General features: G+C 72.6%; 25 protein-coding genes. 13 read left to right on the top strand and 12 right to left on the bottom strand.

Annotation, left to right across the window (positions count from 1 at the left end):
- The first annotated feature begins 37 nt into the window (after positions 1 to 37).
- Complete coding sequence (locus tag LWP59_RS04530) at positions 38 to 709, top strand: lysophospholipid acyltransferase family protein (RefSeq protein WP_144646219.1); 672 nt, start codon at positions 38 to 40, stop codon at positions 707 to 709.
- A 289-nt stretch (positions 710 to 998) separates the two neighbouring features.
- On the opposite strand, the gene LWP59_RS04525 is transcribed toward LWP59_RS04530, so the two are convergent.
- Genes LWP59_RS04525 through dapE form a run of 3 tightly spaced genes read right to left on the bottom strand, consistent with a single transcriptional unit; the run spans position 999 to position 3,428 of the window.
- Entirely contained in the window at positions 999 to 1,586 is a 588-nt protein-coding gene (locus LWP59_RS04525) for an LOG family protein (RefSeq protein WP_186383477.1), read from the bottom strand.
- Entirely contained in the window at positions 1,568 to 2,347 is a 780-nt protein-coding gene (locus LWP59_RS04520) for an LOG family protein (RefSeq protein WP_144643371.1), read from the bottom strand. The genes LWP59_RS04525 and LWP59_RS04520 overlap by 19 nt, the downstream gene beginning before the upstream one ends.
- Positions 2,348 to 2,363: 16 nt before the next feature.
- The gene (dapE, locus tag LWP59_RS04515) at positions 2,364 to 3,428 is read right to left on the bottom strand and encodes a succinyl-diaminopimelate desuccinylase (protein ID WP_144643343.1); all 1,065 of its coding nucleotides are present in this window, start codon (positions 3,426 to 3,428) and stop codon (positions 2,364 to 2,366) included.
- Between the two features lie 36 nt (positions 3,429 to 3,464).
- Between dapE and LWP59_RS04510 the strand changes: the two genes are divergently transcribed.
- Both LWP59_RS04510 and dapD read left to right on the top strand, forming a co-directional pair.
- The gene (locus LWP59_RS04510; RefSeq protein WP_144643344.1) at positions 3,465 to 3,896 is read left to right on the top strand and encodes a hypothetical protein; all 432 of its coding nucleotides are present in this window, start codon (positions 3,465 to 3,467) and stop codon (positions 3,894 to 3,896) included.
- A gap of 25 nt (positions 3,897 to 3,921) precedes the next feature.
- Complete coding sequence (gene dapD / locus LWP59_RS04505) at positions 3,922 to 4,902, top strand: 2,3,4,5-tetrahydropyridine-2,6-dicarboxylate N-succinyltransferase (protein ID WP_144643345.1); 981 nt, start codon at positions 3,922 to 3,924, stop codon at positions 4,900 to 4,902.
- Here the strand turns inward: dapD and LWP59_RS04500 are convergent.
- Positions 4,877 to 6,265, bottom strand: a complete 1,389-nt coding sequence (locus LWP59_RS04500) for an FAD-dependent monooxygenase (RefSeq protein WP_144643346.1) — start codon at positions 6,263 to 6,265, stop codon at positions 4,877 to 4,879. The genes dapD and LWP59_RS04500 overlap by 26 nt on opposite strands.
- Positions 6,266 to 6,333: 68 nt before the next feature.
- Here LWP59_RS04500 and LWP59_RS04495 point away from each other — a divergent pair, with 68 nt between their 5' ends.
- Positions 6,334 to 6,915 (top strand): TetR/AcrR family transcriptional regulator, encoded by a 582-nt coding sequence (locus tag LWP59_RS04495; RefSeq protein WP_144643347.1) that lies wholly within the window; start codon positions 6,334 to 6,336, stop codon positions 6,913 to 6,915.
- On the opposite strand, the gene dapC is transcribed toward LWP59_RS04495, so the two are convergent.
- Both dapC and fdxA read right to left on the bottom strand, forming a co-directional pair.
- Positions 6,909 to 7,997 (bottom strand): succinyldiaminopimelate transaminase, encoded by a 1,089-nt coding sequence (gene dapC / locus LWP59_RS04490; RefSeq protein WP_144643348.1) that lies wholly within the window; start codon positions 7,995 to 7,997, stop codon positions 6,909 to 6,911. The genes LWP59_RS04495 and dapC overlap by 7 nt on opposite strands.
- A complete protein-coding gene (fdxA, locus tag LWP59_RS04485; protein WP_144643349.1) occupies positions 7,994 to 8,314 on the bottom strand; it encodes a ferredoxin in 321 nt (106 codons plus the stop codon). The genes dapC and fdxA overlap by 4 nt, the downstream gene beginning before the upstream one ends.
- 107 nt (positions 8,315 to 8,421) lie before the next feature.
- On the opposite strand from fdxA, the gene LWP59_RS04480 reads away from it, so the two are divergent.
- From LWP59_RS04480 to LWP59_RS04460, 5 genes are read left to right on the top strand one after another with little or no spacing between them, the layout of a single operon-like run.
- Positions 8,422 to 9,150 (top strand): GNAT family N-acetyltransferase, encoded by a 729-nt coding sequence (locus LWP59_RS04480; RefSeq protein ID WP_144643350.1) that lies wholly within the window; start codon positions 8,422 to 8,424, stop codon positions 9,148 to 9,150.
- Complete coding sequence (cofD, locus tag LWP59_RS04475; protein ID WP_144643351.1) at positions 9,147 to 10,142, top strand: 2-phospho-L-lactate transferase; 996 nt, start codon at positions 9,147 to 9,149, stop codon at positions 10,140 to 10,142. The genes LWP59_RS04480 and cofD overlap by 4 nt, the downstream gene beginning before the upstream one ends.
- Entirely contained in the window at positions 10,135 to 11,472 is a 1,338-nt protein-coding gene (locus LWP59_RS04470; protein ID WP_186383478.1) for a coenzyme F420-0:L-glutamate ligase, read from the top strand. The genes cofD and LWP59_RS04470 overlap by 8 nt, the downstream gene beginning before the upstream one ends.
- Complete coding sequence (locus LWP59_RS04465) at positions 11,469 to 11,996, top strand: NUDIX hydrolase (protein WP_144643353.1); 528 nt, start codon at positions 11,469 to 11,471, stop codon at positions 11,994 to 11,996. The genes LWP59_RS04470 and LWP59_RS04465 overlap by 4 nt, the downstream gene beginning before the upstream one ends.
- Complete coding sequence (locus LWP59_RS04460; RefSeq protein WP_144643354.1) at positions 11,993 to 12,352, top strand: GntR family transcriptional regulator; 360 nt, start codon at positions 11,993 to 11,995, stop codon at positions 12,350 to 12,352. The genes LWP59_RS04465 and LWP59_RS04460 overlap by 4 nt, the downstream gene beginning before the upstream one ends.
- Here LWP59_RS04460 and LWP59_RS04455 read toward each other — a convergent pair.
- Positions 12,345 to 13,241: a DNA-3-methyladenine glycosylase family protein gene (locus tag LWP59_RS04455; RefSeq protein WP_144643355.1), complete on the bottom strand. Its 897-nt coding sequence runs from the start codon at positions 13,239 to 13,241 to the stop codon at positions 12,345 to 12,347. The genes LWP59_RS04460 and LWP59_RS04455 overlap by 8 nt on opposite strands.
- A complete protein-coding gene (gene manB, locus LWP59_RS04450; protein ID WP_229858152.1) occupies positions 13,241 to 14,320 on the bottom strand; it encodes a mannose-1-phosphate guanylyltransferase in 1,080 nt (359 codons plus the stop codon). The genes LWP59_RS04455 and manB overlap by 1 nt, the downstream gene beginning before the upstream one ends.
- Before the next feature lie 141 nt (positions 14,321 to 14,461).
- On the opposite strand from manB, the gene LWP59_RS04445 reads away from it, so the two are divergent.
- Positions 14,462 to 14,812 (top strand): hypothetical protein, encoded by a 351-nt coding sequence (locus tag LWP59_RS04445; RefSeq protein ID WP_186383479.1) that lies wholly within the window; start codon positions 14,462 to 14,464, stop codon positions 14,810 to 14,812.
- A 5-nt stretch (positions 14,813 to 14,817) separates the two neighbouring features.
- Here LWP59_RS04445 and LWP59_RS04440 read toward each other — a convergent pair whose 3' ends face one another.
- From LWP59_RS04440 to LWP59_RS04430, 3 genes are all read right to left on the bottom strand, one after another.
- A complete protein-coding gene (locus LWP59_RS04440; RefSeq protein WP_144643356.1) occupies positions 14,818 to 15,690 on the bottom strand; it encodes a glycosyltransferase family 2 protein in 873 nt (290 codons plus the stop codon).
- Positions 15,691 to 15,760: 70 nt separating this feature from the next.
- Positions 15,761 to 16,903 (bottom strand): glycosyltransferase family 4 protein, encoded by a 1,143-nt coding sequence (locus tag LWP59_RS04435; protein WP_144643375.1) that lies wholly within the window; start codon positions 16,901 to 16,903, stop codon positions 15,761 to 15,763.
- A 48-nt stretch (positions 16,904 to 16,951) separates the two neighbouring features.
- Positions 16,952 to 17,980 carry a glycosyltransferase family 4 protein gene (locus LWP59_RS04430; protein ID WP_144643357.1) on the bottom strand — a complete coding sequence of 343 codons (1,029 nt, stop codon included), beginning with the start codon at positions 17,978 to 17,980 and terminating at the stop codon, positions 16,952 to 16,954.
- Here LWP59_RS04430 and LWP59_RS04425 point away from each other — a divergent pair.
- Genes LWP59_RS04425 through LWP59_RS04415 form a run of 3 tightly spaced genes read left to right on the top strand, consistent with a single transcriptional unit; the run spans position 17,961 to position 22,530 of the window.
- Positions 17,961 to 18,926: a glycosyltransferase family 2 protein gene (locus LWP59_RS04425; RefSeq protein ID WP_144643358.1), complete on the top strand. Its 966-nt coding sequence runs from the start codon at positions 17,961 to 17,963 to the stop codon at positions 18,924 to 18,926. The two genes, LWP59_RS04430 and LWP59_RS04425, sit on opposite strands and share 20 nt — an antisense overlap.
- Positions 18,927 to 18,941: 15 nt before the next feature.
- Entirely contained in the window at positions 18,942 to 21,452 is a 2,511-nt protein-coding gene (locus LWP59_RS04420) for a glycosyltransferase (RefSeq protein WP_144643359.1), read from the top strand.
- Positions 21,445 to 22,530, top strand: a complete 1,086-nt coding sequence (locus tag LWP59_RS04415) for a glycosyltransferase family 4 protein (RefSeq protein ID WP_144643360.1) — start codon at positions 21,445 to 21,447, stop codon at positions 22,528 to 22,530. The genes LWP59_RS04420 and LWP59_RS04415 overlap by 8 nt, the downstream gene beginning before the upstream one ends.
- Here LWP59_RS04415 and rfbD read toward each other — a convergent pair.
- Complete coding sequence (gene rfbD, locus LWP59_RS04410) at positions 22,506 to 23,396, bottom strand: dTDP-4-dehydrorhamnose reductase (protein WP_186383484.1); 891 nt, start codon at positions 23,394 to 23,396, stop codon at positions 22,506 to 22,508. The genes LWP59_RS04415 and rfbD overlap by 25 nt on opposite strands.

The following is a 23,396-nucleotide window of genomic DNA, read 5'->3' as shown; positions in this document are numbered from 1 at the left end:
TGGTGTCATGCTGGAGCCGAAGGAGTCTGGAGGAGTCTTGCTGCAACTGTTGGTCCGGCGGGTGCTGTCGCCGTTCGCACGCCTGGTCTACCGGCCCGAGGTGCACGGCACGGAGAACGTGCCGCTGACCGGCCCGGTGATCTTCGCGTCGAACCACCGGGCGGCGGTGGACACGTTCGTGATCCCGATCGTCGCGCCGCGCCCGGTGTCGTTCCTGGCCAAGGCCGAGTACTTCACCGCCCGCGGGCCGAAGGGCCGGCTGTTCGCGGCGTTCCTGCGGGCGCTGGACTACGTGCCGGTGGAGCGCGGCAACGCGGCGGCGGGGATGGCGGCCCTGGAGGCGGCGCGCAAGGTGCTCGAAGACGGGGACGCGTTCGGGATCTACCCGGAGGGCACCCGGTCCCTCGACGGCCGGGTGCACCGCGGCCACACCGGGGTCGGCGCGCTGGCGCTGGCCACCCGCGCGAAGGTCGTGCCGGTAGCGCTGACGGGGACCGAGAAGATGCTGCCGATCGGCAAGAAGCTCCCCCGGCCGGCGAAGGTGTGCGTCCGCTTCGGCGCGCCTTTGGACTTCGCCCGGTACGAGGGCATGGAGAACTCGCCCGCCATCCGCCGCGCCATCACCGACGAGATCATGTACAAGATCCTGGAGCTGTCGGAGCTGGAGTACGTGGACCGCTATCACAAGCGTCCGGGGGAGGCGGCTTAGGTTCGGCGGGGCGGGGACCTGCAACGTGTGCTGGGTCCGGCGGGCGACGGGATGACCGCGCAACTGACCAACTGCGTCAGGCGAGATGAGGGGGTCTCGGGGACCTCGCGCGGAGCGCGAGGTGGGCCACCCCACCCCGATCTTTCATCGTTCAACGGACGCGGGGATCGGGGTAAGGGGGCGAGCGGGCGCGGCCATACCCGGCTGCCGTTGGTGGGTGGCTGGCGCTGTGAGTTCGCCTTCGCGAGCCGGCCAGCAGGAAAACCGTGATGCTACCGAACCGGTCTCCCTACTGGACCCACTTCGCCACGGTGGGGGCCTCGTACCTGGCAAAGGCATCCAGGAGCACGACCGGGTCGGCGTCCACGAAGACCAGGTCCCGGTGCTCCTGCCGCAGGAAGCCCTCCGCCACCATGTGGTCCGCGAACTCCCGCAGCGGCCGGTAGTACCCCGCCACGTCCACCAGCCCCAGCGGCTTCGAGTGCAGCCCCAGCTGCGCCCACGTCCACACCTCGGCCAGCTCCTCGAGCGTCCCCGCCCCACCGGGCAGCGCCAGGAAACCATCGGCGAGCTCGGCCATCTTCGCCTTGCGTTCGTGCATGTCGGCCGTCACGTACAGCTCCGTCAACCCCGCGTGCGCGATCTCGACGCGCTTGAGGTGCTGCGGGATCACGCCGATCACGTCACCGCCCGCCGCGAGGGCCGCGTCGGCCACCACGCCCATGATGCCGACACTCGCCCCGCCGTAGACGAGGCCGATGCCACGCTCGGCGAGCAGCTTGCCCAGCACGGCGGCTTGCTCCGCATACACCGGGTCCTTGCCCGGCGAAGAACCACAGAACACACAGATCCGGCGCACTAGTGGGTGTCCTCCCATGCCTTGTACGACTCCTGGACCACCCGCACCGCGTCGTCGATGTCGTCGGTCACGTGCAGCAGCGCCAGGTCCTTCTCCCCTACCTTGCCCTCGCCGTAGACGGTGTTCTTCACCCAGTCGTACAGCCCGCCCCAGTAGGACTGTCCGAAGAGGACGACCGGGAACTTCGTCACCTTCTTGGTCTGCACCAGCGTGAGCGCCTCGAACAGCTCGTCGAGGGTGCCGAACCCGCCTGGCAGGCAGATGAACGCCTGCGCGTACTTGATGAACATCGTCTTGCGGGTGAAGAAGTACCGGAAGTTCACCCCGAGGTCGACCCACGGGTTCAGGCCCTGCTCGAACGGCAGCTCGATGCCGAGCCCGATCGACAGGCCACCCGCCTCGGACGCGCCCCGGTTGACCGCCTCCATCGAACCCGGCCCGCCGCCGGTGATCGACGCGAACCCGGCGTGCGCGAGCGCCGCGCCGATCTTGCGGCCCAGCTCGTACTCGGGGTGGTCACGCGGGGTCCGGGCGGAGCCGAACACCGTCACCGCACGCGGGACCTCGGCCAGCGCGCCGAAGCCCTCGACGAACTCGGCCTGGATGCGCAACACGCGCCACGGGTCGGTGTGCACCCAGTCGCTGGGCCCGCGCGAGTCGAGCAGCCGCTGGTCGGTGGTGCTGTCCTCGTCGCGGCTGCCCCGGCGCAACACCACCGGCCCCCGGTGCTTCTCCCGCGGATGCTCGGGGTACTCGGCCGCTTCGTCGGTCTCGTCCATCGTCACCCCCGCAAGACTAGCGACCCCCCAGAAACTCCCGCAGGACACCGGCCACCTGGCTGATTTCGGTCGCGTGAACGAATTCTTCCCGGGTGTGCGCGAGCGTCGGGTCGCCGGGGCCGAAGTTGACCGCCGGCATGCCGAGCGCCGCGAACCGGGCGACGTCGGTCCAGCCCAGTTTCGCCGCGGCCTGCCCGCCCGCGGCCTCGACCAGCTCCGCGGCGGCCGGCGCGGACAGCCCGGGCAGCGCACCCGCCGAGCGGTCCACAACGGACAGATCGAACCCGTCGAACACCTCGCGCAGATGCTTTTCCGCCTCTTCCACGCTCCGGTCCGGGGCGAACCGGAAGTTGACCGACAGCACCGCCTCGTCCGGGACCACGTTCCCGGCGACCCCGCCCGACACGCGCACCGCCTGCAGGCCCTCGCGGTAACGCAGCCCGTCGATGTCGACGTCGCGCGGCCGGTATCCGGCCAGCCGCCGCATCGGCTCGGCGAGCGCGTGGATCGCGTTCTCGCCCATCCACGCCCGCGCCGTGTGCGCCCGCCTGCCGGTGCACCGCAGCTCGACACGCATGGTGCCCTGGCAGCCCGCCTCGATCACCGCGTTCGACGGCTCGCCGACGATCGCCAGGTCCGCCCGCAGCCACTCCGGCAGCTCCCGCTCGATGCGGCCGAGCCCGTTGCGCGTCGCCTCGACCTCTTCGCAGTCGTAGAAGACGAAGGTCACGTCGTGGCGCGGATCGAGCACCGTCGCCGCCAGGCTCAGGAAGACCGCGTCACCACCCTTCATGTCGACCGTGCCGAGGCCGTGCAGGGTCTCGCCGTCGCGGCGCAGCGGCAGGTTCTGGTTCACCGGCACCGTGTCCAGGTGCCCGGCGAGGATCACCCGCGACGGGCGGCCGAGGTTCGTGCGCGCCAGCACCGCGTCGCCGTTGCGGACCACCTCCAGGTGCCCGGCCTGCTCGGTGAGCGCGGCATGCACGGCGTCGGCGATCGCCGCCTCCTCGCCCGACACGCTGGGGATGTCCACCAGCGCGGCGGTGATGTCGACGGGGTCGGCATGCAGGTCAAGTGCCATGGGCCCGACACTATCCGGTGCGCGTACGGTGTCAGCGTGCGCACGCGAAAGACCCTGGCCGTCCTCGCCCTCGCGCTTGCGCTGGCCGGCTGTGGCGGCGAAGAAGCCGGTCCGACACCCAAGGGCGCGGGCGAGGCCACCACTCCCGACGCGCTCGCGACGAAGCTGCGGGCCTACACGGCCGACACCTGCTTCTCGGCCCCCGAGAAACAGGTGCCGAAGGGCTGCGAGAAGTACGTCACCGAACTGGGTGGCAGCGTCGGCATGGTCCGGCAGCTGGCGGGCGCGAAGCACCCCGAGCTGAACACCCTGGCCGACGGGCTCGACAAGGCCGTCGGGGCCTACCGCAGCGCACACTGCGATACCGCCACGAACCCGGGAACCCCCTGCTCAACGGCGCTGCGCGACATCGCGACCAGCCTCCGCGACATCAAGCAGGCCGTCGACACCCAGGTCGCCACCGGCTGACCGGCGGTCGGTTACCGTGGGGGCCGTGAGCGAAGAGACCCCGAACCCCGAGACCACCGGCGCGTCCGCCGTCGGCCTGGCGACCGTCGGCGGCGACGGCACCGTGCTGGACACCTGGTTCCCGCATCCCAAGCTGTGCACGCCGGGTACCGCCGGGACGGAGCGGCTCTCCCACGACCAGGCCGTCGAAGCGCTCGGCGAGGCCGCCGCGGCACTGCTCGGCCCGGACGACGACCGCGGTGTCGAGGTGATCGCGGTGCGCACCAGCATCGTGCGCCTCGCCGACTCCCCCGCCGACGCGCACGACGTCTACCTGCGCCTGCACCTGCTCTCGCACCGGCTGGTCCGGCCGCACGGGCAGAACCTGGACGGCATCTTCGGCCTGCTGGCCAACGTCGTGTGGACCAACCACGGGCCCTGCCCGGTGGAAGGCTTCGAGACGACCCGGCTGGGGCTGCGTGCCCGCGGCGCGGTGACCGTGTACAGCGTGGACAAGTTCCCGCGGATGGTCGACTACGTCACCCCCGCCGGCGTCCGCATCGGCGACGCCGACCGGGTGCGGCTCGGCGCGCACCTGGCCAGTGGCACCACCGTGATGCACGAGGGCTTCGTCAACTTCAACGCCGGCACGCTCGGCGCGTCCATGGTCGAGGGCCGGATCTCCGCGGGGGTCGTCGTGGGCGACGGCACCGACGTCGGCGGCGGCGCGTCGATCATGGGCACGCTCTCCGGTGGCGGCAAGGAGGTCATCTCGCTGGGTGAGCGCTGCCTCATCGGCGCCAACGGCGGGGTCGGCATCTCCCTCGGCGACGACTCGGTGGTCGAGGCGGGGCTGTACATCACGGCGGGCACGAAGGTCGTCCTGGAAGGCCGCTCGGTCAAGGCTCGTGAGCTGTCGGGCATCTCGAACGCGTTGTTCCGCCGCAACTCGGCGACCGGCGCGGTGGAGGTCGTCCCCCGCGCCGGTGCGACCGTCGAGCTCAACGCGGCTCTGCACGCGAACTGACGTAGCCGTCCGGGCGCACGAGGACGCTGACGCCGTCGGCTGCGTCGTAGGCGGCGAAGGCGTGCCCCTGCTCGTCGACGACGTACGTGTCCGAAGCGGTCTGGCCCGACCGAAGCACGGCATACGCGTGGGGCTCGTCGGGTGCGTCCGCACCGAAGACGAGCCTCGTCGCGTGCGGGCCACGGAACAGGTCGAAGAGCCGCAGCGCCTTGCCGTTCGCGTCGACGACGGGCGCGTCCGGGGCCCGGTCGCCCGCGACGAGCTTCCCCGTCGAGGTGCGGTAGCTGATGTCCAGCTGCAGGGTGTTCTCGCCGCGCTCGTGCGCGTCGTCGGCGCCCTCGGCGTACTTGCGCATGATGCCGGTGCTGACGCCCAGCACCCGCGCCGCGACCTCCCGGCGCTCGGCCTCGTAGCTGTCGAGCAGCTCCGGCGAGCCGTCGGCGAGCTTCCAGCCCAGGTTGTACGCGTCCTGCACGCCGGTGTTGAGGCCCTGGCCGCCGGTCGGCGGGTGCACGTGTGCCGCGTCCCCCGCGAGGAAGACCCGCCCGGCCCGGAACCGTTCGGCGAGCCGGACATTGGGGCGCCACACCGTCGACCACGCGAGCCGGGTGAGCCGCACGCCCGCTGAGCGCTCGTCCAGCTTGGCCTGCAACGTCCCCAGCGCCGCCGAGCTGTCGTCCTCGGTGAGCGGCGCGCCGAACTGGAACAGGTCGGTGCCCGGCAGCGGGCTGAGCATCACACCGGAGCGCGGGTCCAGCTCGTTCGCGAACCAGTAGCCGTAGGCCGGGTCGAGGTCGGCCGCGACATCCCCGAGCAGCATCCGGATGGACTCGTCCGTAGTGCCCTCGAAGGCGATGCCCAGGGTCTTGCGCACGACGCTGCGCCCGCCGTCGGCGCCCACCAGGTACGACGAGCGCACGACCTCGCCGGTGGACAGCGTCGTGCTGACCCCGTCGGCGTCCTGCTCGAAGGACACCACCTCGGTGGCCAGTTCGACGTGCACGCCGAACTCAGCGAGCCGGTCGCGCAGGATCCCCTCGGTCTGCGACTGCCCCAGCATCCACGGGTTCGGGTACGGCACGGCCGGGGTGGGCTCGCGCGGCGGCGCCATCCGCCGCTCCTGCACGAACTCCCCCCGCAGGTGCACCCGCATCGGGACCGGCGGCCCGCCCGCGGCCAGCACCGCGTCGAGCACGCCAAGGTCGTCGAACACCTCCAGGGTGCGCGGCTGGATCCCGTCCCCGCGGGAGCCGGCGAAGTACTCGGTCGATTTGTCGACGATGCGGACCTCGACGTCCCGTCGAGCCAGCTCGATGGCCAGTGTGAGCCCGGTCGGGCCGGCTCCGGCGATCAGCACGTTCATGATGAATCTCCATTCAGTGAATTTAAATTCAGCATGCTCGCTGCTACCGTTCCCGTCAAGGAGGTGCGGTGAATCGCAAGGAGAAGGCGGCCGAGACGGAGGCCGCGCTGAAGGACGCGGCGAAGCGGCTGTTCGCCGAGCGGGGCTACCTGAACACCAAGATCACCGACATCACCGCGGCAGCGGGACGTGCGGCCGGCTCGTTCTACAACCACTTCGCGAGCAAGGAAGAGCTGCTCGAATCCCTCATGGCGGACCTGTCGGAGCAGAGCGACGAGACCGCGGCGCTACCCGAGCACAAGAGCGACTTCAACGACCCGGACGCGATCCGCTTCCACGTCCGGGCGTACCTGGGGTTCCAGCGCGCGAACGCCGCGACGCTGCAGGCCCTGCGGCAGGCCGCACTGGTGCGCCCGGACATCGCGGCCAAGTTCGCGCGCTTCGGCGCCGACGAGACGGCCGACATCCTCGATCACCTCGACGGCATCGACCTGCCGACCGAGCCGCGTGTCGCGCTCACGATGATGTTCGCGATGGTCGACCAGTTCATCGAGATGTGGCCCGCCGTGCACCCGGAACTGTCCGAAGAGGACGTTCTGGAAGCGCTGACCCGCTTCGTGTACCGGGGTTTGACGGGTAAGGACTACTGACCGGCGAGCCGGTCGGCCGCTGCCTCGACGCGCTCGTCGGTCGCTGTCAGCGCCACCCGCACGTGCTTGCCGCCGGCCGGGCCGTAGAAGGTGCCGGGGGCGACCAGGATGCCGCGCTCGGCGAGCCACCCCACGGTCTGCCAGGAGTCCTCGCCCCTGGTGGCCCACAGGTACAGCCCGGCCTCGGAGTGGTCGATCTGGAAACCGTTGTCCAGCAACGCCTTCTGCAGCACCGTCCGCCGCCGCGCGTACCGCTCGCGCTGGGTGCGCAGCACCTCGTCGTCGGCGAGCGCGACCGTCATCGCCTCCTGGACGGGCCGCGGCACGATCATGCCGGCGTGCTTGCGGATCTCCAGCAGCCGCGCGACGAGCACCGGGTCACCGGTGACGAACCCGGCGCGGTAGCTGGCGAGGCTGGCCGACTTCGACAGCGAGTGCACGGCCAGCAGCCCCGTCGTGCTGCCGCCGTTGACCGTCGGGTGCAGGACCGAGACCGGCTCGCCCTCCCAGCCCAGCGCGAGGTAGCACTCGTCGGACACGACGACCACGTCCCGTTCGCGCGCCCACTCGACGACCTTGCGCAGGTGGTCCACACCGAGCACGCGGCCGGTCGGGTTGGACGGCGAGTTGAGCCAGATCATCGCCGGGCGCTGCGGCCCGAGCGCGACGAGGCTGTCGGAGCGCAGCACCGAGGCACCGGCCAGCAGCGCACCGACCTCGTACGTCGGATACGCCAGCTCCGGGAGCACGACCGTGTCGCCTGGACCGAAGCCGAGCAGTCTCGGCAGCCACGCGACCAGCTCCTTGGAGCCGATCGTGGGCAGCACCGCGTCCGGCTCCAGCCCGGTCACGCCGTGGCGGCGCCGCAACGCCTCGACCGCGGCGGCCCGCAGCTGCGGCGTGCCGTGCGTCTGCGGGTATCCCGGGATGTCCGACACCGAGGCCAGCGCGTCCCGGATGCCCGGCGCGACGGGGTCGACCGGGGTACCGACGGACAGGTCGACCACACCGCCCGGATGGGCGTTCGCGGTCGCCTTGGCCCCGGCGAGGGAGTCCCAGGGGAAGTCGGGCAGCGAGCTCATTCGCCCTGCGGGGGCAGGTCCTTGATCCACTGCGGGTCGTCGCTGGTCTTGCCGACCTTGGACGCGCCGCCGGGGGACCCGAGCTTGTCGAAGAAGTCCACGTTCGCCTTGGTGTAGGCCGCCCACTCGTCGGGGACGTCGTCCTCGTAGTAGATGGCTTCCACCGGGCACACCGGCTCGCAGGCGCCACAGTCCACGCACTCGTCGGGGTGGATGTAGAGCATCCGGTCACCCTCGTAGATGCAGTCGACTGGGCACTCGTCGATGCACGCCTTGTCGAGCACGTCGACGCAGGGCTCGGCGATCACGTAGGTCACTGCGCACTCCTGCTGTGTGAATGAGATCCAGCTACGACATCGGACATTACGCGTCCGAAGCCCGGCATTCCCAGATAAGGGCACCCTTAGACGGGCACAATGTCGGTGTGCACCGTACCGAGACCGTCGAACTGCTCTGCGCCGACGCCTGGCCCGCCGTCACCGAGGACAAGGTGGGTGACTGGCGGCTACGTGCGGCTTCCGGTTTCACCGGCCGTGCGAACAGCGCGCTCGCCGTCGGCGACCCGGGCCTGCCCGTCGCCGAGGCGCTGGACCGGGTGTGTGAGTTCGCCCACGCCCACGACATCCCGCCCGTCGCCCAGGCCGTGGTCGGCAGCGCGAACGAGCGGGCGATCGAGGCGGCGGGGTGGGTGCCGAAGACCGACCACGCGGCCGGGCACCTGGTGTCCGTCCTCGTCGGACCGCTGGGGACGGGCGCGGACGGGGTGTCCTTCCTGCCCGAGCCGTCGGCGGCCTGGTGGGAGCTGGCCGCGGGGACCACCGAGCCGGCGCCCGCGCAGCGGCACGTCCTGACGACCGGCGAGGTCGGGTACGCAGTGGCGGAGATCACCGCGGGCGCTGTCCGGGCCGCGGTCGCGGGTGGGCTGCTGCACGTATCCCGGCTGGCGGTCCGCCCGCAGCACCGGCGGCGGGGGCTGGCCAGGGCACTCATGGCGGCCACCGGGGAGTGGGCGGCCGGGCGTGGCGCGACCGAATGCGTGCTGCAGGTCGCGGTGGACAACGCCCCCGCGCTGGCGCTCTACGAGGCGCTCGGGTTCCGTGAGCACCATCAGTACCGGTACTGGGTTCCGGCGTGCGAGGATCGCTCCCTGTGAAGGTTGTCGTAGTTGTCGGCGGGGTGGGCGGCGCCCGGTTCCTGCTCGGCGTGAAGGCCGCACTCGGCCTGCCCCCCATCGGTCCCGGCGACGGGCCGCACGAGGTCACGGCGCTGGTGAACACCGGTGACGACGTGTGGATGCACGGGCTGCGGATCTGCCCGGACCTCGACACGTGCATGTACACCCTGGGCGGGGGGATCGACACCGAAAGAGGCTGGGGCCACCAGGGCGAGACCTGGGTGGTCAAGGAGGAGCTGGCGGCCTACGACGCCGAGCCGAGCTGGTTCGGGCTCGGCGACAAGGACGTGGCGACCCACCTGATCCGCAGCCAGATGCTGCGTGCCGGCTACCCGCTGTCCGCGGTCACCGAGGCGCTGTGCGACCGGTGGCAGCCGGGCGTGCGGTTGCTGCCGATGACCGACGACCGGGTCGAGACGCACGTCGTGGTCGACGACCCGGAGGAACCCGGCAGCCGCAAGGCGCTGCACTTCCAGGAGTGGTGGGTGCGGTACAAGGCCGAGCTGCCCGCGCACTCGATCGTGCCCGTCGGCGCGGACGAGGCCAAGCCGGCGCCGGGCGTGCTGGAGGCGATCGCCGAGGCCGACGCGGTGCTGTTCGCGCCGTCGAACCCGGTGGTGTCGGTCGGCACGGTGCTGACCGTGCCGGGTGTGCGGCAGGCGCTGCGGAAGACGGCGGCCGGGGTCGTCGGGGTGTCCCCCATCATCGGCGGGAAGGCCGTGCGCGGCATGGCCGACGCCTGCCTGACCGCGATCGGCGTGGAGACCTCCGCCGAGGCCGTCGGCCGCCACTACGGCTCGCGGCAGACCTCGGAGGACGGCCTGCTCGACGGGTGGCTCGTGGCCTCCGGCGAGACCGTGCACGTGCCCGGCGTCGCGGTGCGGGCCGTGCCGCTGCTGATGACCGATGTCGGCGCGACGGCGGCGATGGCCCGCGCGGCGCTGGAACTGTCCGGAGTGGACCTTGACTGAGCATTCCACCGACCGGTTGGAGATCCTGCCGGTCGAGGGCCTGCCGGAGTTCCGGCCGGGCGACGATCTGACCGGCGCGATCGCCGGCGCGGCCCCCTGGCTGCGCTCCGGCGACGTCGTCGTGGTGACCAGCAAGGTCGTGTCGAAGATCGAGGGCATGCTCATCCGGGTGCCCACGGACCCGCAGGCGCGGGACGAGGCGCGGCGGAAGCTGGTCGAGCAGGAGTCGGTCCGGGTGCTCGCCCGGTTCGGCCGCACCATGATCACGCAGAACCGGCTCGGGATCGTGCAGGCCGCGTCCGGCGTCGACGCGTCCAATGTGGACCAGGGTGAGATCGCCCTGCTGCCCACGGATCCCGACGGGTCCGCGCTCGCACTGCGCAACGGCCTGCGGGAGCGGCTCGGCGTCGAGGTCGCGGTGGTGGTCACCGACACGATGGGCCGCGCGTGGCGCGTCGGCCAGACGGACGCGGCGATCGGCTCGTCCGGGCTCAAGGTGCTGCACTCCTACGAGGGCGAGGTCGACGGCCAGGGCAACGAGCTGCAGGTCACCGAGATCGCCGTCGCCGACGAGGTGGCCTCGGCGGCGGACCTGGTCAAGGGCAAGCTGAAGGCGACCCCGGTCGCCGTGGTCCGTGGGCTGTCCCTTGTGGACGACGGCTCGACCGCGCGCAAGCTGGTGCGACCGGTCGAGGAGGACATGTTCTCCCTCGGCGTCACCGAGGCGATCGCGCGGGGCCGCAAGGAAGCCGTGCTCGTGCGCCGATCGGTGCGCGAGTTCGCCGACGAGCCGGTGGATCCCGAGACGATGCGGCGCTCCATCGGCGCCGCGCTGACGGCTCCGGCGCCGCACCACACGAAGCCGGTGCGGTTCGTCTGGCTGCGCGACCGCGGGTTGCGCACGAAGCTGCTGGAGGCGATGCGGGAGTCGTGGCGCGCGGACCTGCGTGCGGACGGGTTCACCGACGAGCAGATCGCGAAACGCGTCGGCCGCGGGGACATCCTGTTCGACGCGCCGGAGGTCGTGCTGCCGTTCCTGGTGGCCGAAGGCGCGCACACGTATCCCGACGCCCGCCGCAATGACTGTGAGCGCACGATGTTCACGGTCGCGGGCGGGGCCGCGGTGCAGGGCCTGCTGGTCGCGCTGGCCGCCGAGGAGCTCGGCTCGTGCTGGATCGGGTCGACGATCTTCGCCGCCGACGTGGTGCGTGAGGTGCTCGGGCTGGGCGCGCAATGGCAGCCGCTGGGCGCGGTCGCGGTCGGTCGTCCACTCGCGGCGCCCGGGCTGCGTTCACCCGGTTCGCCTGGCGACGGATTGGTGGAGCTGTGAGCCTGCATCTCGACGCGACGTCCACTTTGCACAAATGGCGACCGGCTCCGGCAGCACAGGAGGCGTTGCGCCAGGCTTTTCTGGGATTCCTGGCGGCTCGCGAGGACGCCTGCCTGCGCTCCTGTGCCGCGGGGCATCTCACGGCGTCGGCGGTGCTGCTCGACGCCGACCGTGAGCACGTGCTGCTGACCCTGCACCCGCGGGTGGGCCGGTGGCTGCAGCTCGGCGGCCACTGCGAGCCATCGGACACGTCGCTGGTTTCCGCTGCCCTGCGGGAGGCCCGGGAGGAGTCGGGGATCGCGGAGCTGCACATCGAGCCCGAGCCGGTGCAGCTGGACGTGCATCCGATCACCTGCTCGCTGGGCGTGCCGACGCGGCATTTCGATGTGCGCTTCGTGGTGCAGGCGCCGCGCGGCGCCAAGCCGGTGCGCAGCGACGAGTCCGACGACCTGCGCTGGTGGCCGGTCGACGGGCTGCCCGCCGGTTCGGAGGACCTGGCGGAACTCGTGGCGGCGGCGGGATGATCATCTCCGTCGACGCGGCCTCGCCGGTGCCGCCGTACGAGCAGGTGCGGTCCTCGCTGGCGGAACAGATCAACGACGGCAGGCTCGCGGTCGGGACGAAACTGCCGACCGTGCGCCAGCTCGCGGCGGACGTCGGCATCGCCCCGAACACGATCGCCCGCGCGTACCGGGAACTGGAGGAAGCGGGCCTGATCGAGACCCGCGGCCGCGCGGGCAGCTTCGTCGCGTCATCCGGGGACGAGTCCCGCCGGCTGGCGCAGCAGGCCGCCACCACCTACGCCACGACGTGCCGCGCACTGGGGCTTCCGCCCGAAGAAGCCCTGGCCATCGCGAAGGCGGCGCTCGGGCTCACATAGCCCGGTAGTCCCGCACCGACATGCGCGGGCCGAACCTCGGGCGCGAGAAGCCCGCCGCCTCCAGGTACCGCACCGCCCGTTGGCGTTGCGGCGCGTACGGCGCCAGCACCTCCGCCAGCCCTTCGTCGTCCAGCGGCTCGCCCAGCAGGGCGTAGCCGACGACGGTCGGGATGTGGAAGTCGCCGAAGCTGACCGCGTCCGGGTCGCCCCACGCGCGCTGCGCCACCTCCGCCGCGGTCCACACGCCGATCCCCGGCACCTTCCGCAGCAGCGCCCTGCCCTCGGCGCCCCGCAGCTCCGCCGCGCGCTCCAGCCGGTGTGCCACCTGCGCGGCGGAGATCAGCGCCCGCCGCCGGGACAGGTCCACCCCCGCCCTGTGCCACTTCCAGTCCACAATGGACATGACGGCGCGGGGTGTCGGCGGCACGCGCATGCCCGCGGGCGCCGGGCCCGGCGCGGGCTCGCCGTACCACCGGCACAGCTCACGCCACGACCGCCTGGCCTCGTAGCCGGTGACCTTCTGCTCCAGCACCGCCGGGATCAGCACGTCGAAGACGCGTCCCGAGGACCCGAGCCGCAGCCCGGGCAGCCGCCGCCGTGCCCGGGCCACCTGGTCGTGGTGCGCGACGAACTCGCCGTCGTCGTCCTCCGCGCCCAGCAGCGCCGGCACCCCGTCGAGCAGCCGGTCCGCTCCCGGGCCCCAGGCCTGCGCCTCGATCTCGCCGTCGGCGAACCGGCGGAACGCCAGCGTGCCCGGCCCGTCCGCGGTGTTGCCGGTCAGCCAGCTGACCCCCGACTCCTCCGCCCGGAAGCACGGGTCGCCCTTGCCGCGGCGCAGCGGGGAAAGCACCGCGCCGAGGTCCACAGTGAACGGTGGGCGGTAGCGCACTAGCAGTCGCTGGAGAAGCGGATCGAGGCGTCGGGCAGTGTCATGTCCGGCCAGACGCGCGCACCGTGCAGCAGCTCGCAGCCGGCACCGACGATCGCGCCGTCGCCGAGCACGACGCCGCGCAGCACCGCGCCCTTGCCCACCCGCGCACCGGCGCCCAGCACCGAGTCCTCGACGATCGCGTCCTCGGCCACCGACACGCCGTCGAACAGCACGGAACCGGCGACCTGCGCGCCGGCGGCGACATTGGAGCCGGAGCCAATGGTCGAACCACCGGTCACGCTCGCCCCGTCGGCGACCTTCGCGCCGTCGAGCACGAGCGACTCGCCCGTCGGCCCCGGCAGCGCGGAGGTCGGCGCCAGGCCACGCACGAGGTCGGCCGAACCGCGCACGAACGCCTCGGGCGTACCGACGTCCAGCCAGTACGACGCGTCCACGAACCCGTGCACGTGCGCGCCATCGGCGAGCAGGCCGGGGAACGTCTCGCGCTCGACCGACACGCGCCGGCCCGCGGGAATGGACTCGACCACCGAGCGGCGGAAGACGTAGCAGCCGGCGTTGATCTGGTCGGTCGGCGGGTTCGGCGTCTTCTCCAGGAAGGCGGTGACCCGGCCGTCGGCGTCGGTGGGCACCGAGCCGAAGCGGCTCGGGTCCTCGACCCGCTGCAGGTGCAGCGTGACGTCGGCCGCGGCGTCGCGGTGCGCCTGGACCAGCGCGCCCAGGTGCGCGCCGGAGAGGATGTCGCCGTTGAAGATCACGGCGTGCTCGGCGCGCAGCCGGTCGTAGACGTTGCGGATGGCGCCACCGGTGTCCAGCGGCTCGTCCTCCACGACGTACTCCAGCTCGAGACCGAGCTTCGCGCCGTCGCCGAAGTGCTCCTGGAAGACCTCGGCCCTGTAGGAGGTGCCGAGCACGACGTGCGCGATGCCCGCCGCGCGGATCCGCGACAGCAGGTGTGTCAGGAACGGCACGCCCGCGGTGGGCAGCATCGGCTTGGGCGCGGACAACGTGAGCGGCCGCAGGCGGGTGCCCTTGCCACCCACGAGCACCACGGCATCGACATCTTGCGTGGGCTTCACAACTTCCTCCCGTTATCGAGCACCCGCCGGGCGACAAGCCGTGCGATTTGCTGACGGCGAAGGCCCGGAGGGCCTACCCTAGACAGCACACGGGGGGCCCCGGTCGGAGAGGGCCTCGGGTCGAGTCGGGAGGCCGAGGGGATGGACCCCCGCGAGCGAGCGGACGCATTGCTGGCCCGGGCACGGGCGCGCGGCGCGTTCGTGGTGACGCCCGAAGACGCCAAGTCGCCGATGGACGCGTCGAACACCCAACAGATCCCCCGGTCGGTGGTCGACAGGATCGACCACGAGGACGATCCCGACACCACGGCCGTCGTGCCGTCCTCGGTGATCGACGCGGTGCAGGGCAGCCTGGAGGCGAAGCCGGGCACCCGCGTCGGGATGGCGCCGGTCGCGCCGGAACCCGACGAGCAAGAGGTCGGCGGCCTCATCCCCACCACCACGAAGAGCACCGGTCGTTCCGACCTTTCCCGCCGTCTCGAAGGTCTCTGACTTCCCTACCGGCCGCGCGTCTCGAGCTTGAGGCGCGCGGCGAGCCCGAGCTTGATCGCCGCGAGCACCGGCTTCCAGGCCGGCCCGCGGTGGCGGTCGGCGAGGTAGCGGTACGCGCTTTCGTGGTGCGCGGCCAGCATCTTCTTCGGCGCCCGGGAAGTCGCCTTGCCGCCGATGTGCGTTACCGCGGCGGAGGGCACGTAGACGTTCTGCCAGCCGGCGCGGCCGATGCGGTCGCCGAGGTCGACGTCCTCGAAGTACATGAAGTACCGCGAGTCGAAGCCCCGCACGGAGTCGAACGCCTCGCGGCGGAAGAGCTGGCAGGAGCCGGAAAGCCAGCCGGAGACGCGTTCCTCGGGGGCGCGTTCCTGGCGGTAGGCACGGGTCCACGGGTTGGCGGGCCAGACCTTGGCGAACACGGCGTGCCCGATCCCGCGGCCGAGTGACGGCAGCAGGCGGGCCGAGGGGTAGACGGTGCCGTCGGGTTCGCGGATGAGCGGGCCGAACGCGCCGCCGCGGGGCCAGCGCCGGGCGGCGTCGAGGAGCACGTCGAGGGAGCCGGGCTCCCATTCGAGGTCCGGGTTGGCGACGACGACCCAGCCGTAGCTGTCGTCGAGCTCCGCCACGCCCCGGTTCGCGCCGCCGCCGTAGCCGAGGTTCTCGCCGATGCGCAGCAGGTGGACGTTCTCCCGCTCGGCGGCGCGGTCGAGCGCTTCGTCGTCGGTGGAGTCGTTGTCGGCGAGGACCACGCGGACGTCGCGGGTGGACGCCTTCTCGAGCGTGTCGAGGAAACGGGCCAGGTCATCGCCGGGGAAGTAGGTCACCACGACCACGGCCACGCCGTCGCCATAACGTGTCGGCTCGGTCACCCGGGCCATTGTGCCGGGTTCGCGCAGCGTGGCGGTGAGCAGGTGGGGTCACCCCGTGGCGCGGCGCAGGCGGCGACGATCACCGACGCCGGTAGGCCAGCCATGCCTTCCCGTACGCCTCGCGATGACGCTCGGCGCTGGTGGCCCACGAGAACTCCTTCGCCCGCCGTTGGGCCGCTTCGGCGAGCGTGGCACGGCGGGCGGGGGCGTCCAGCAGCTCCGACAGGGCCGCCGCCACGTCGCCGGCTCCGACGCCGCAGTAGGCGACCGCGTCCCCGCCGACTTCCGGCAGGGACAGCCGCCGCGTGGTCAGCACGCACGCGCCGCACGCCATGGCCTCCAGCACCGGCAGGCCGAAGCCCTCCCCCAGGCTCGGATACGCCACCAGCTCCGCCCCGCCCAGGAAACCCGCCAGCGTCTCGAACGGCAGGTAACCCGCCCGGATCACCCGCAGCCGCAGCGGCGCCGCGTCCAGTGCCTTCTCCACCTGCGTGTCCCAGCCCGGCTGACCCGCGAGCACCAGCGCCGGCGGGTTCGGCCGGTGTTCGACCGCCTTCGCGAACCCCCGGATCAGGGCCGGCACGTTCTTGCGCGGCTCCAGCGCCCCCAGGAACGCGACGTACGGCGTCGACTCCAGACCGATCACCGCGCGCGCCGCCCGGACCTCGGCGGGCGACGGCGGGTGGAACCGCTCCACGTCCACCCCGTGCTCGATGATCTCCAGCGCCCGCGGCCGGGCCCGCGTCACGCGGGTCAGCTCGTTCGCCGTCGCCTGGCTCGGCACCACGCACATCGTCGCGCGGCGCAGCGCCGTCACCGTCCAGCCGCGGAAGAACCGTGCCTTGACCGACGAGTGCAGCACCGCGTCGGTGAAGAACGTCGCGTCGTGCAGGGTGACCACGGACGCGGCCGGGCCGGCGAGCGGCATCGTGTAGTGCGGCGAGTGCACGACCTGCACGTTCAGCCGCCGGGCGAGCATCGGCAGCGTGGTCTGCTCCCACGCCAGCCGCGCGGTCCTGGTGACCGTCGACGGCCCGGCAGGCACGATCCGCGAGTGGGGCGCGAGCCGGGCGTACAACGCCACGTCCCGCGGCTGGCAGACCACGCTGACCGGCGCGCCGTCGGCGTCCAGCGCCTGTGCGAGCGAATCGACATAGCGACCGACCCCACCGCGGTCCGCGGGCACGGCGGTGGCATCGATCAGGACGCTCGGTTCGCCTATTCCCACCCGTGCAGAGTACGACCGATCGAAGTCCGTTTGGTCAGGAACTCACAATCCGGACCGTTCGTGAATACTCCAGACGGCCTCCGCGGCACGCTCCCAGGAGAACTCCGCCGCCCGCGCCCTACCCACCGCGACCAGCCCCGACGCCCGTTCCGGCGAGGACAGCACCTCCCGCAATCCCGCCGCGAGCGCCCGCGCGTCCCCGCGTGGGACGCAGACGCCGGCACCCCCCGCGACCTCCACGAGCGCGGGTGCGTCCGAGTGCACGACCGGCACCCCCGATGCCATCGCCTCGAGAACAGGCAGGCCGAAGCCCTCGGCGAGACTCGGGGCCGCGAGCACGTCGGCCCCGCGCAACACGGTCGCCAGCTCCCCGTCCGAAACCCTGCCCAGCACGCGGACGTCGACCCCGTCCCGCCGCGGGTCCACACCGCCCCAGCCGGGCTGGCCGACCAGCACGAGCGGCACGTCCAGCTCCGTCATCGCGTCCAGCAGCACGTCGACACCCTTGCGCGGTTCGAGCGTGCCGACCGCCAGTACGTAACGTTTTGGCAGGTCGGCGACCTCCGCACCGGCCGAAAGAGCGGGCGCCACGCCGTGCCCGGCGATGTGCACGGGCACCCGCACCGGCACCCGCCGGCGCAGGTCGTCGGCCACGGCCCGGGTCGGCACGACCAGCCCGCGAGCCCGCTGCGCCGCCCGGCCGATCATCTTCCGATGCCAGGAGACCCCGCGCGGGGTCAGCGTCTCCGGATGGGTCCACGGCACCGTGTCGTGCACGGTCACCGAGACCGGGCCGCGCGGCGGGGCGAGCGGGGTCGGCGCGTGCACGGCGTCGCCACCGGGCCAGTAGGGCAGCCCCAGCTGCCAGGCCGCGATCAGCGCGCGCGGCGGCAGGGGCAGCATCCGCACCCCGTCCAGCCGCTGCTCGGCGTGCCGGGCGACGACACCGGTGACCTCCCAGCCCGGGGGCGCGGTCGCGGCCAGCGCGCGCAGCAGCTCGGCGGTGTAGCGGCCGGTGCCACCCGGCACGGGCGCGAGCAGCTGCTCGGCGATGACCACGAGTTCCGGCACGAGCCGTATTGTGCTCGCCGTGACCGAGGTCAGCTCGACGGTGGTGGTCGTCACCTGGCGCGGGGCCGAGCACATCACCGCCTGTCTCGACGCCCTCGCCGCCCAGGATCGTCCACATCGGACGCTCGTGGTGGACAACGCGTCCGACGACGGCACGGCAGGCCTGCTCGCGGCGCATCCGGCGAAGCCGCAGGTCGTGCGCCTTTCCCGCAACCGCGGCTACGCCGGCGCGATGGCGGCGGCGCTGTCGCTTGTGGACACCCCGCTGATGGCCTGGCTCAACGACGACGCGGCGCCGGACCCGGCCTGGCTGGGCACCCTGGAGGACGCGCTCGGCAGCGCGGCGGCCGCGAGCGCGCGGCTCGACCGGCCCGACGGGTCGCCGCAGTCGCTGGGCGTCCGGCTCACCGCAGACGGCTACGGCGCGGACGCGCTCGACACGCCGGTGTTCGGCTTCTGCGGCGGCGCGGCGCTCCTGCGCACCGAGGTCCTCCGTGCGATCGGCGGCGTCCCCGCGAGCTTCTTCTGTTACTACGAGGACACCGACACCGCGTGGCGGCTCCGGCTCGCGGGACACTACATCGTGGCCGTCCCCGAGGCGCGGGTGACTCACCGTCACGGCGTGAGCACGCGACCGGGCTCGCGGCGGTTCCACCTCTGGAACGAGCGCAACCGCCTGCTGACCCTCCTGCGCTGCGCGCCCGCCGCGGTCGCCGTCCGCGAACTGGCGCGGTTCGCCGCGATAACCGCCGTGTTGCCGCTGCGCGGGCAGGTGCCCGACGCCGCCAACTTCTCCCCGGCGCTGCGCTGCCGGGTACTGGCCGAGGTCGTCCTCCGGCTGCCCGCCACGCTGCGCGCACGCCGGGCCATCACCCGGCGCTCGACCGTGGGACGAGGGCAGATCTGGCGGAACTGGACACCCAGTAAGCTTCGGCCCATCCGCTGAGCAGGAGGTCACGCGTTGACGCAGGGGGAAACGCCCTTACCGCTGGTCTCGGTGATCGTCGTGAACTACCGCGGCGCGGCGGACACGATCACCTGCCTGCGTGCGCTGGCCGGCGACCTGGACTACCCGCGGCTCGAGGTCATCTGCGTCGACAACGCCTCCGGCGGGGACGACGTCGCCCGGATCAAGGCCGCGGCGCCGGACGTGAAGCTCGTCGAATCGGCCGAGAACCTCGGTTTCGCGGGCGGCTGCAACCTCGGCGCCCGGCACGCGCGCGGCAGCGTGCTGGCGTTCCTGAACAACGACGCCCGCCCGGACGCGAGCTGGGCACGGGCGGCCGTCGGCGCGCTGACCGCCGACCCGACCGTCGCCGCCGTCGCCAGCAAGGTCCTGGACTGGGACGGCACGGGCGTCGACTTCGTGGACGCGGGCCTGACCTGGTTCGGCATGGGCTACAAGCGGCACGCGGGCGGCCCGCTGGCCGGGCTGCCCGCGGCGGAGCACGAGAACGCCAAGGACGTGCTGTTCGCGACCGGCTCGGCGATGTTCGTGCGGGCCGGGGTGTTCGCCGAGCTGGACGGGTTCGACGAGCGGTTCTTCATGTTCTACGAGGACGTCGACCTGGGCTGGCGGCTCAACCTGCGCGGCTGGCGCGTGCGCTACGTGCCCGAGTCGATCGCCTACCACCGCCACCACGCCACGATGTCCGAAGTGGACGCTCCCGAGACCGGCCGGGAGACCTTCCTGCTGGAGCGCAACGCGCTCGCCGCGCTGTACAAGAACGTCTCCGACGAGACGCTGGCGAAGGTGCTGCCCGCGGCGCTCGCGCTGGCGATCCGCCGCGCCACCGCGCGCGGCGAGCTGGACGCGACCCAGCTCGACCTGGCGCACGGGGTCGGCCCGGTCGAGACCGGCCCGGTCGAGATCCCCCGGACCACGCTCGCGGGCGTGCTGGCGGTCGACCAGTTCGTCGAGCTGCTGCCCTCGCTCGCCGAGTCCCGCAAGATCGAGCAGGCCGCCCGGGTGCGCACCGACGCCGACCTGATCCCCTTGCTGCGCAAGGCACTGGAGCCGGCGTACCCGTTGCCGCGCTACCTCGCCGCGCACGAGGTACTGGTCGAGGCGTTCGGCATCGAGAGCGTCTTCGGACAGCGGCGCAAGGTACTGGTGATCACCGGCGACGCGATCACCGACCGGATGGCGGGCCCCGCGATCCGCGCCTGGAACATCGCCACCATCCTCGCCCCCGAGCACGACGTCCGGCTGGTCACGGTCAACCCGCTGGCCGCGCCGCCGCCCGCGCCGTTCCCGGTCAGCGCGGCCCGCAAGCGCGACCTCACCGAGCCGATCGAGTGGGCCGACATCGTCATCCTGCAGGGCCACGTGCTCGAGATGGCGCCCGCGCTCAAGGCCGAGCACTCGAGGAAGCTGGTGGTCTGCGACCTCTACGACCCGATGCACCTGGAGCTGCTCGAACAGAGCAAGAGCGCGCCGGACGACAAGCGCGCGGCGGACCTGATCGGCGTCACGAAGGTGCTCGACGCGCAACTGGAGCGCGGTGACTTCTTCCTGTGCGCCTCGCAGCGGCAGCGGCACTTCTGGCTCGGCCACCTCGCCGCGCTCGGCCGGCTGACCCCTCGGCTGTACGACGCCGACCCGACCACGCAGTCCCTGCTCGCCGTCGTCCCGTTCGGGCTCTCGGCCGAGCCGCCGGTGCGCACCGGGCCCGGCCTGCGTGCCCAGCTGGACGGCGTCGACGAGACCGACCACGTCGTGCTGTGGGCGGGCGGGGTGTACAGCTGGTTCGACCCGCTGACCCTGGTCGGCGCGATCGACCGGCTGCGCGGGCGGCAGCCGGACGTGCGGCTGGTGTTCCTGGGGATGAAGCATCCCAACCCCGAGGTCGCCGAGATGGACATCGGCGCCCGGACGATGCGGCTGGCCGACCGGCTCGGCCTGACCGGCAAGCACGTGTTCTTCAACGAGCACTGGGTGCCCTACAGCGAGCGGCAGAACTGGCTGCTCGACGCGGACTGCGGGGTCACCACGCACTTCGAGCACGTCGAGACCACCTTCGCGTTCCGCACCAGGGTGCTGGACTACCTGTGGGCCGGGCTGCCGATCGTCACCACCGACGGCGACGCGTTCGCCGACCTGGTGCGCGAGGAGCGGCTGGGCGTCGTCGTGCCCGCGGAGGACGAGGAAGCCCTGGCGGACGCGCTCGAACGCGCGATGTACGACACCGAGTTCGCCGCCGCCTGCAAGGAGCGCATCGCGAAGGTCGCGCAGCGGTACGCGTGGCCGGAGGCGCTCGCGCCGCTCGTCGAGTACTGCCGGAACCCGCGCCCGGCCGCCGACCGGCTGCCCGGCGCGACGGACCTGGTGGTCTCGGATCCGGTGCGGGGCAAGGAACTCGTCCGCCGGGATCTCGCGCTGGTGCGGGAGTACCTCGCCGACGGCGGCCCGAAGGAGCTCGTCCGCCGTGCCGCGGGCCGGGTGAAGAAGGTAGCCCGGGGCCGTGGCTGACAGACCGCTCAGAGTCCTGCTCGATGGGACGCCCCTGCTGGGCAACCGGACGGGCATCGGCCGGTACACCGCCTCGCTGGCCGAGGAGCTGGCCTCGCGGTCCGATGTGGACACTCTGGCGGTCGCGTTCACGCTGCGCGGCTGGCGGCGGCTGCGGCACGTGCTGCCGCACGGCGCCCGCGCCACCGGCATGCCCGTCGCGGCACGGCTGCTGCGCAAGGCCTGGCTGCGTTCGCCGTTCCCGCCGATCGAGCTGTTCGCCGGGCTGACGGACGTCGTGCACGGCACGAACTTCGTGCTGCCCCGGTCGCTGCGCGCCGCCGGCGTGCTGACCATCCACGATCTCGCGTTCCTCGACGCGCCCGAGGAGCTGGCGCCCAGCGACCGCGAGCTGCCGCAGCTCGTGCGGCAGGGTGCGGCCCAGGCGCGGGTCATCTGCACCCCGACGGCCGCCGTTGCGGACAGGGTGGCGGAGCGGCTGGACGCGCCGCGCGAGAAGATCGAGGTGACCCCGCTCGGCGTGGACGCCGCGTGGTTCACCGGGCGGCCGCCGAACAAGGAGATGCGGGACCGGCTCCGGCTGCCTTCGGAGTACCTGCTGTTCGTCGGCGCTTCGGGGCCGCGCAAGGGCCTCGACTGGTTGCTGAAGGCCCACGCAGCGGATCCCGAGCTGCCACCGCTGGTGCTGGTGGGCCCCGGGCCGGTCACGGTGTCCGGCCGGGCCCGGCACATCGGCTATCTGTCCGAAGTAGACCTGCGCAACGTGGTCGCGGGCGCGTCGGCGCTGGTCCTGCCCTCCCGCGACGAGGGCTTCGGGCTGCCGGTGCTCGAAGCGCTGGCGTGCGACGCACCTGTCGTGTGCACGGACATCCCGGCGCTGCGCGAGATCTCCGGCGGCTACGCGCACCTCGTGCCGTACGGCGACGTCGAGGCGCTCGCCGACGCGATGCGGGAGGCCGTGTCCGAACCGCGCGCCGCCTCGATGTCGATGGAACGCCGGGCGCACGCGGCGGGGTTCACCTGGCGCCGCTGCGCCGACGCCACCGTCGCCGCCTACCGCCGCGCCGCCGCGAAGTAGGCCGCGAGGCCATCGCGCCACGGGCGCAACGGGGTCAGCCCGGCGTCCACCCACGACTTGTTCGACAGCACCGAGTACGCCGGCCGCGGCGCCGGCCGGGGGAACTCCTCCGTCGTGCAGGGCTTCACCCGCTCCGGGTCCGCACCCAGCTCCTCGAAGATCGCGCGGGTGAAGCCGAACCAGGTCGTCTCGCCGCCGCCCGTGCAGTGCAGGATGCGCCGGGACGGACCGTGTCCTTCCACAATGGACCGGCCGAGCTCCAGCAGCCCCGAGGCGAGGTCGGCCGACCAGGTCGGCGCCCCGTGTTGGTCGTCCACCACGGACAGTGTCTCGCGCTCGCCTTCGAGGCGCACCATGGTCTTCACGAAGTTCGACCCGCTCGCGCCGTAGACCCAGGACGTGCGCACGACCCAGGCCTGGGCACCGGAACCGAGCACCGCGTCCTCACCGGCTGCCTTCGTCCGGCCGTACGCGCTGTGCGGCTCGAGGTCGTCCTCCGGCTCGTACGGCCGGTCCGCGTTCCCGGCGAACACGTAGTCCGTCGACACGTGCACCAGCGGCACCCGGCGCGAGGAGCACACCGCCGCGAGCACCCGCGGGCCGTCCACGTTGACCGCGAACGCGCGCCGCTCGTCGGTCTCCGCCGCGTCGACCGCGGTGTAGGCGGCCGCGTTGATCACCAGCGGCGTGGCGCCGGCCTCGCGGGCCCGCTCCGCCAGCGCGCTGACCGCGGCGACCACGGCGCCCGCGCTCGTCACGTCCAGCTCCGCGGACCCGGGCGCGACGACGTCGATCTCCGGCGAGGACAGCGCGGCGAGATCGCGGCCGAGCTGGCCCGTCCCGCCGGGCACCAGCAGACTCAGCAT

It is taken from the genome of Amycolatopsis acidiphila, from assembly GCF_021391495.1.
Classification (GTDB): domain Bacteria; phylum Actinomycetota; class Actinomycetes; order Mycobacteriales; family Pseudonocardiaceae; genus Amycolatopsis_E; species Amycolatopsis_E acidiphila.
This window is presented reverse-complemented; position numbering and strand designations above follow the sequence as displayed.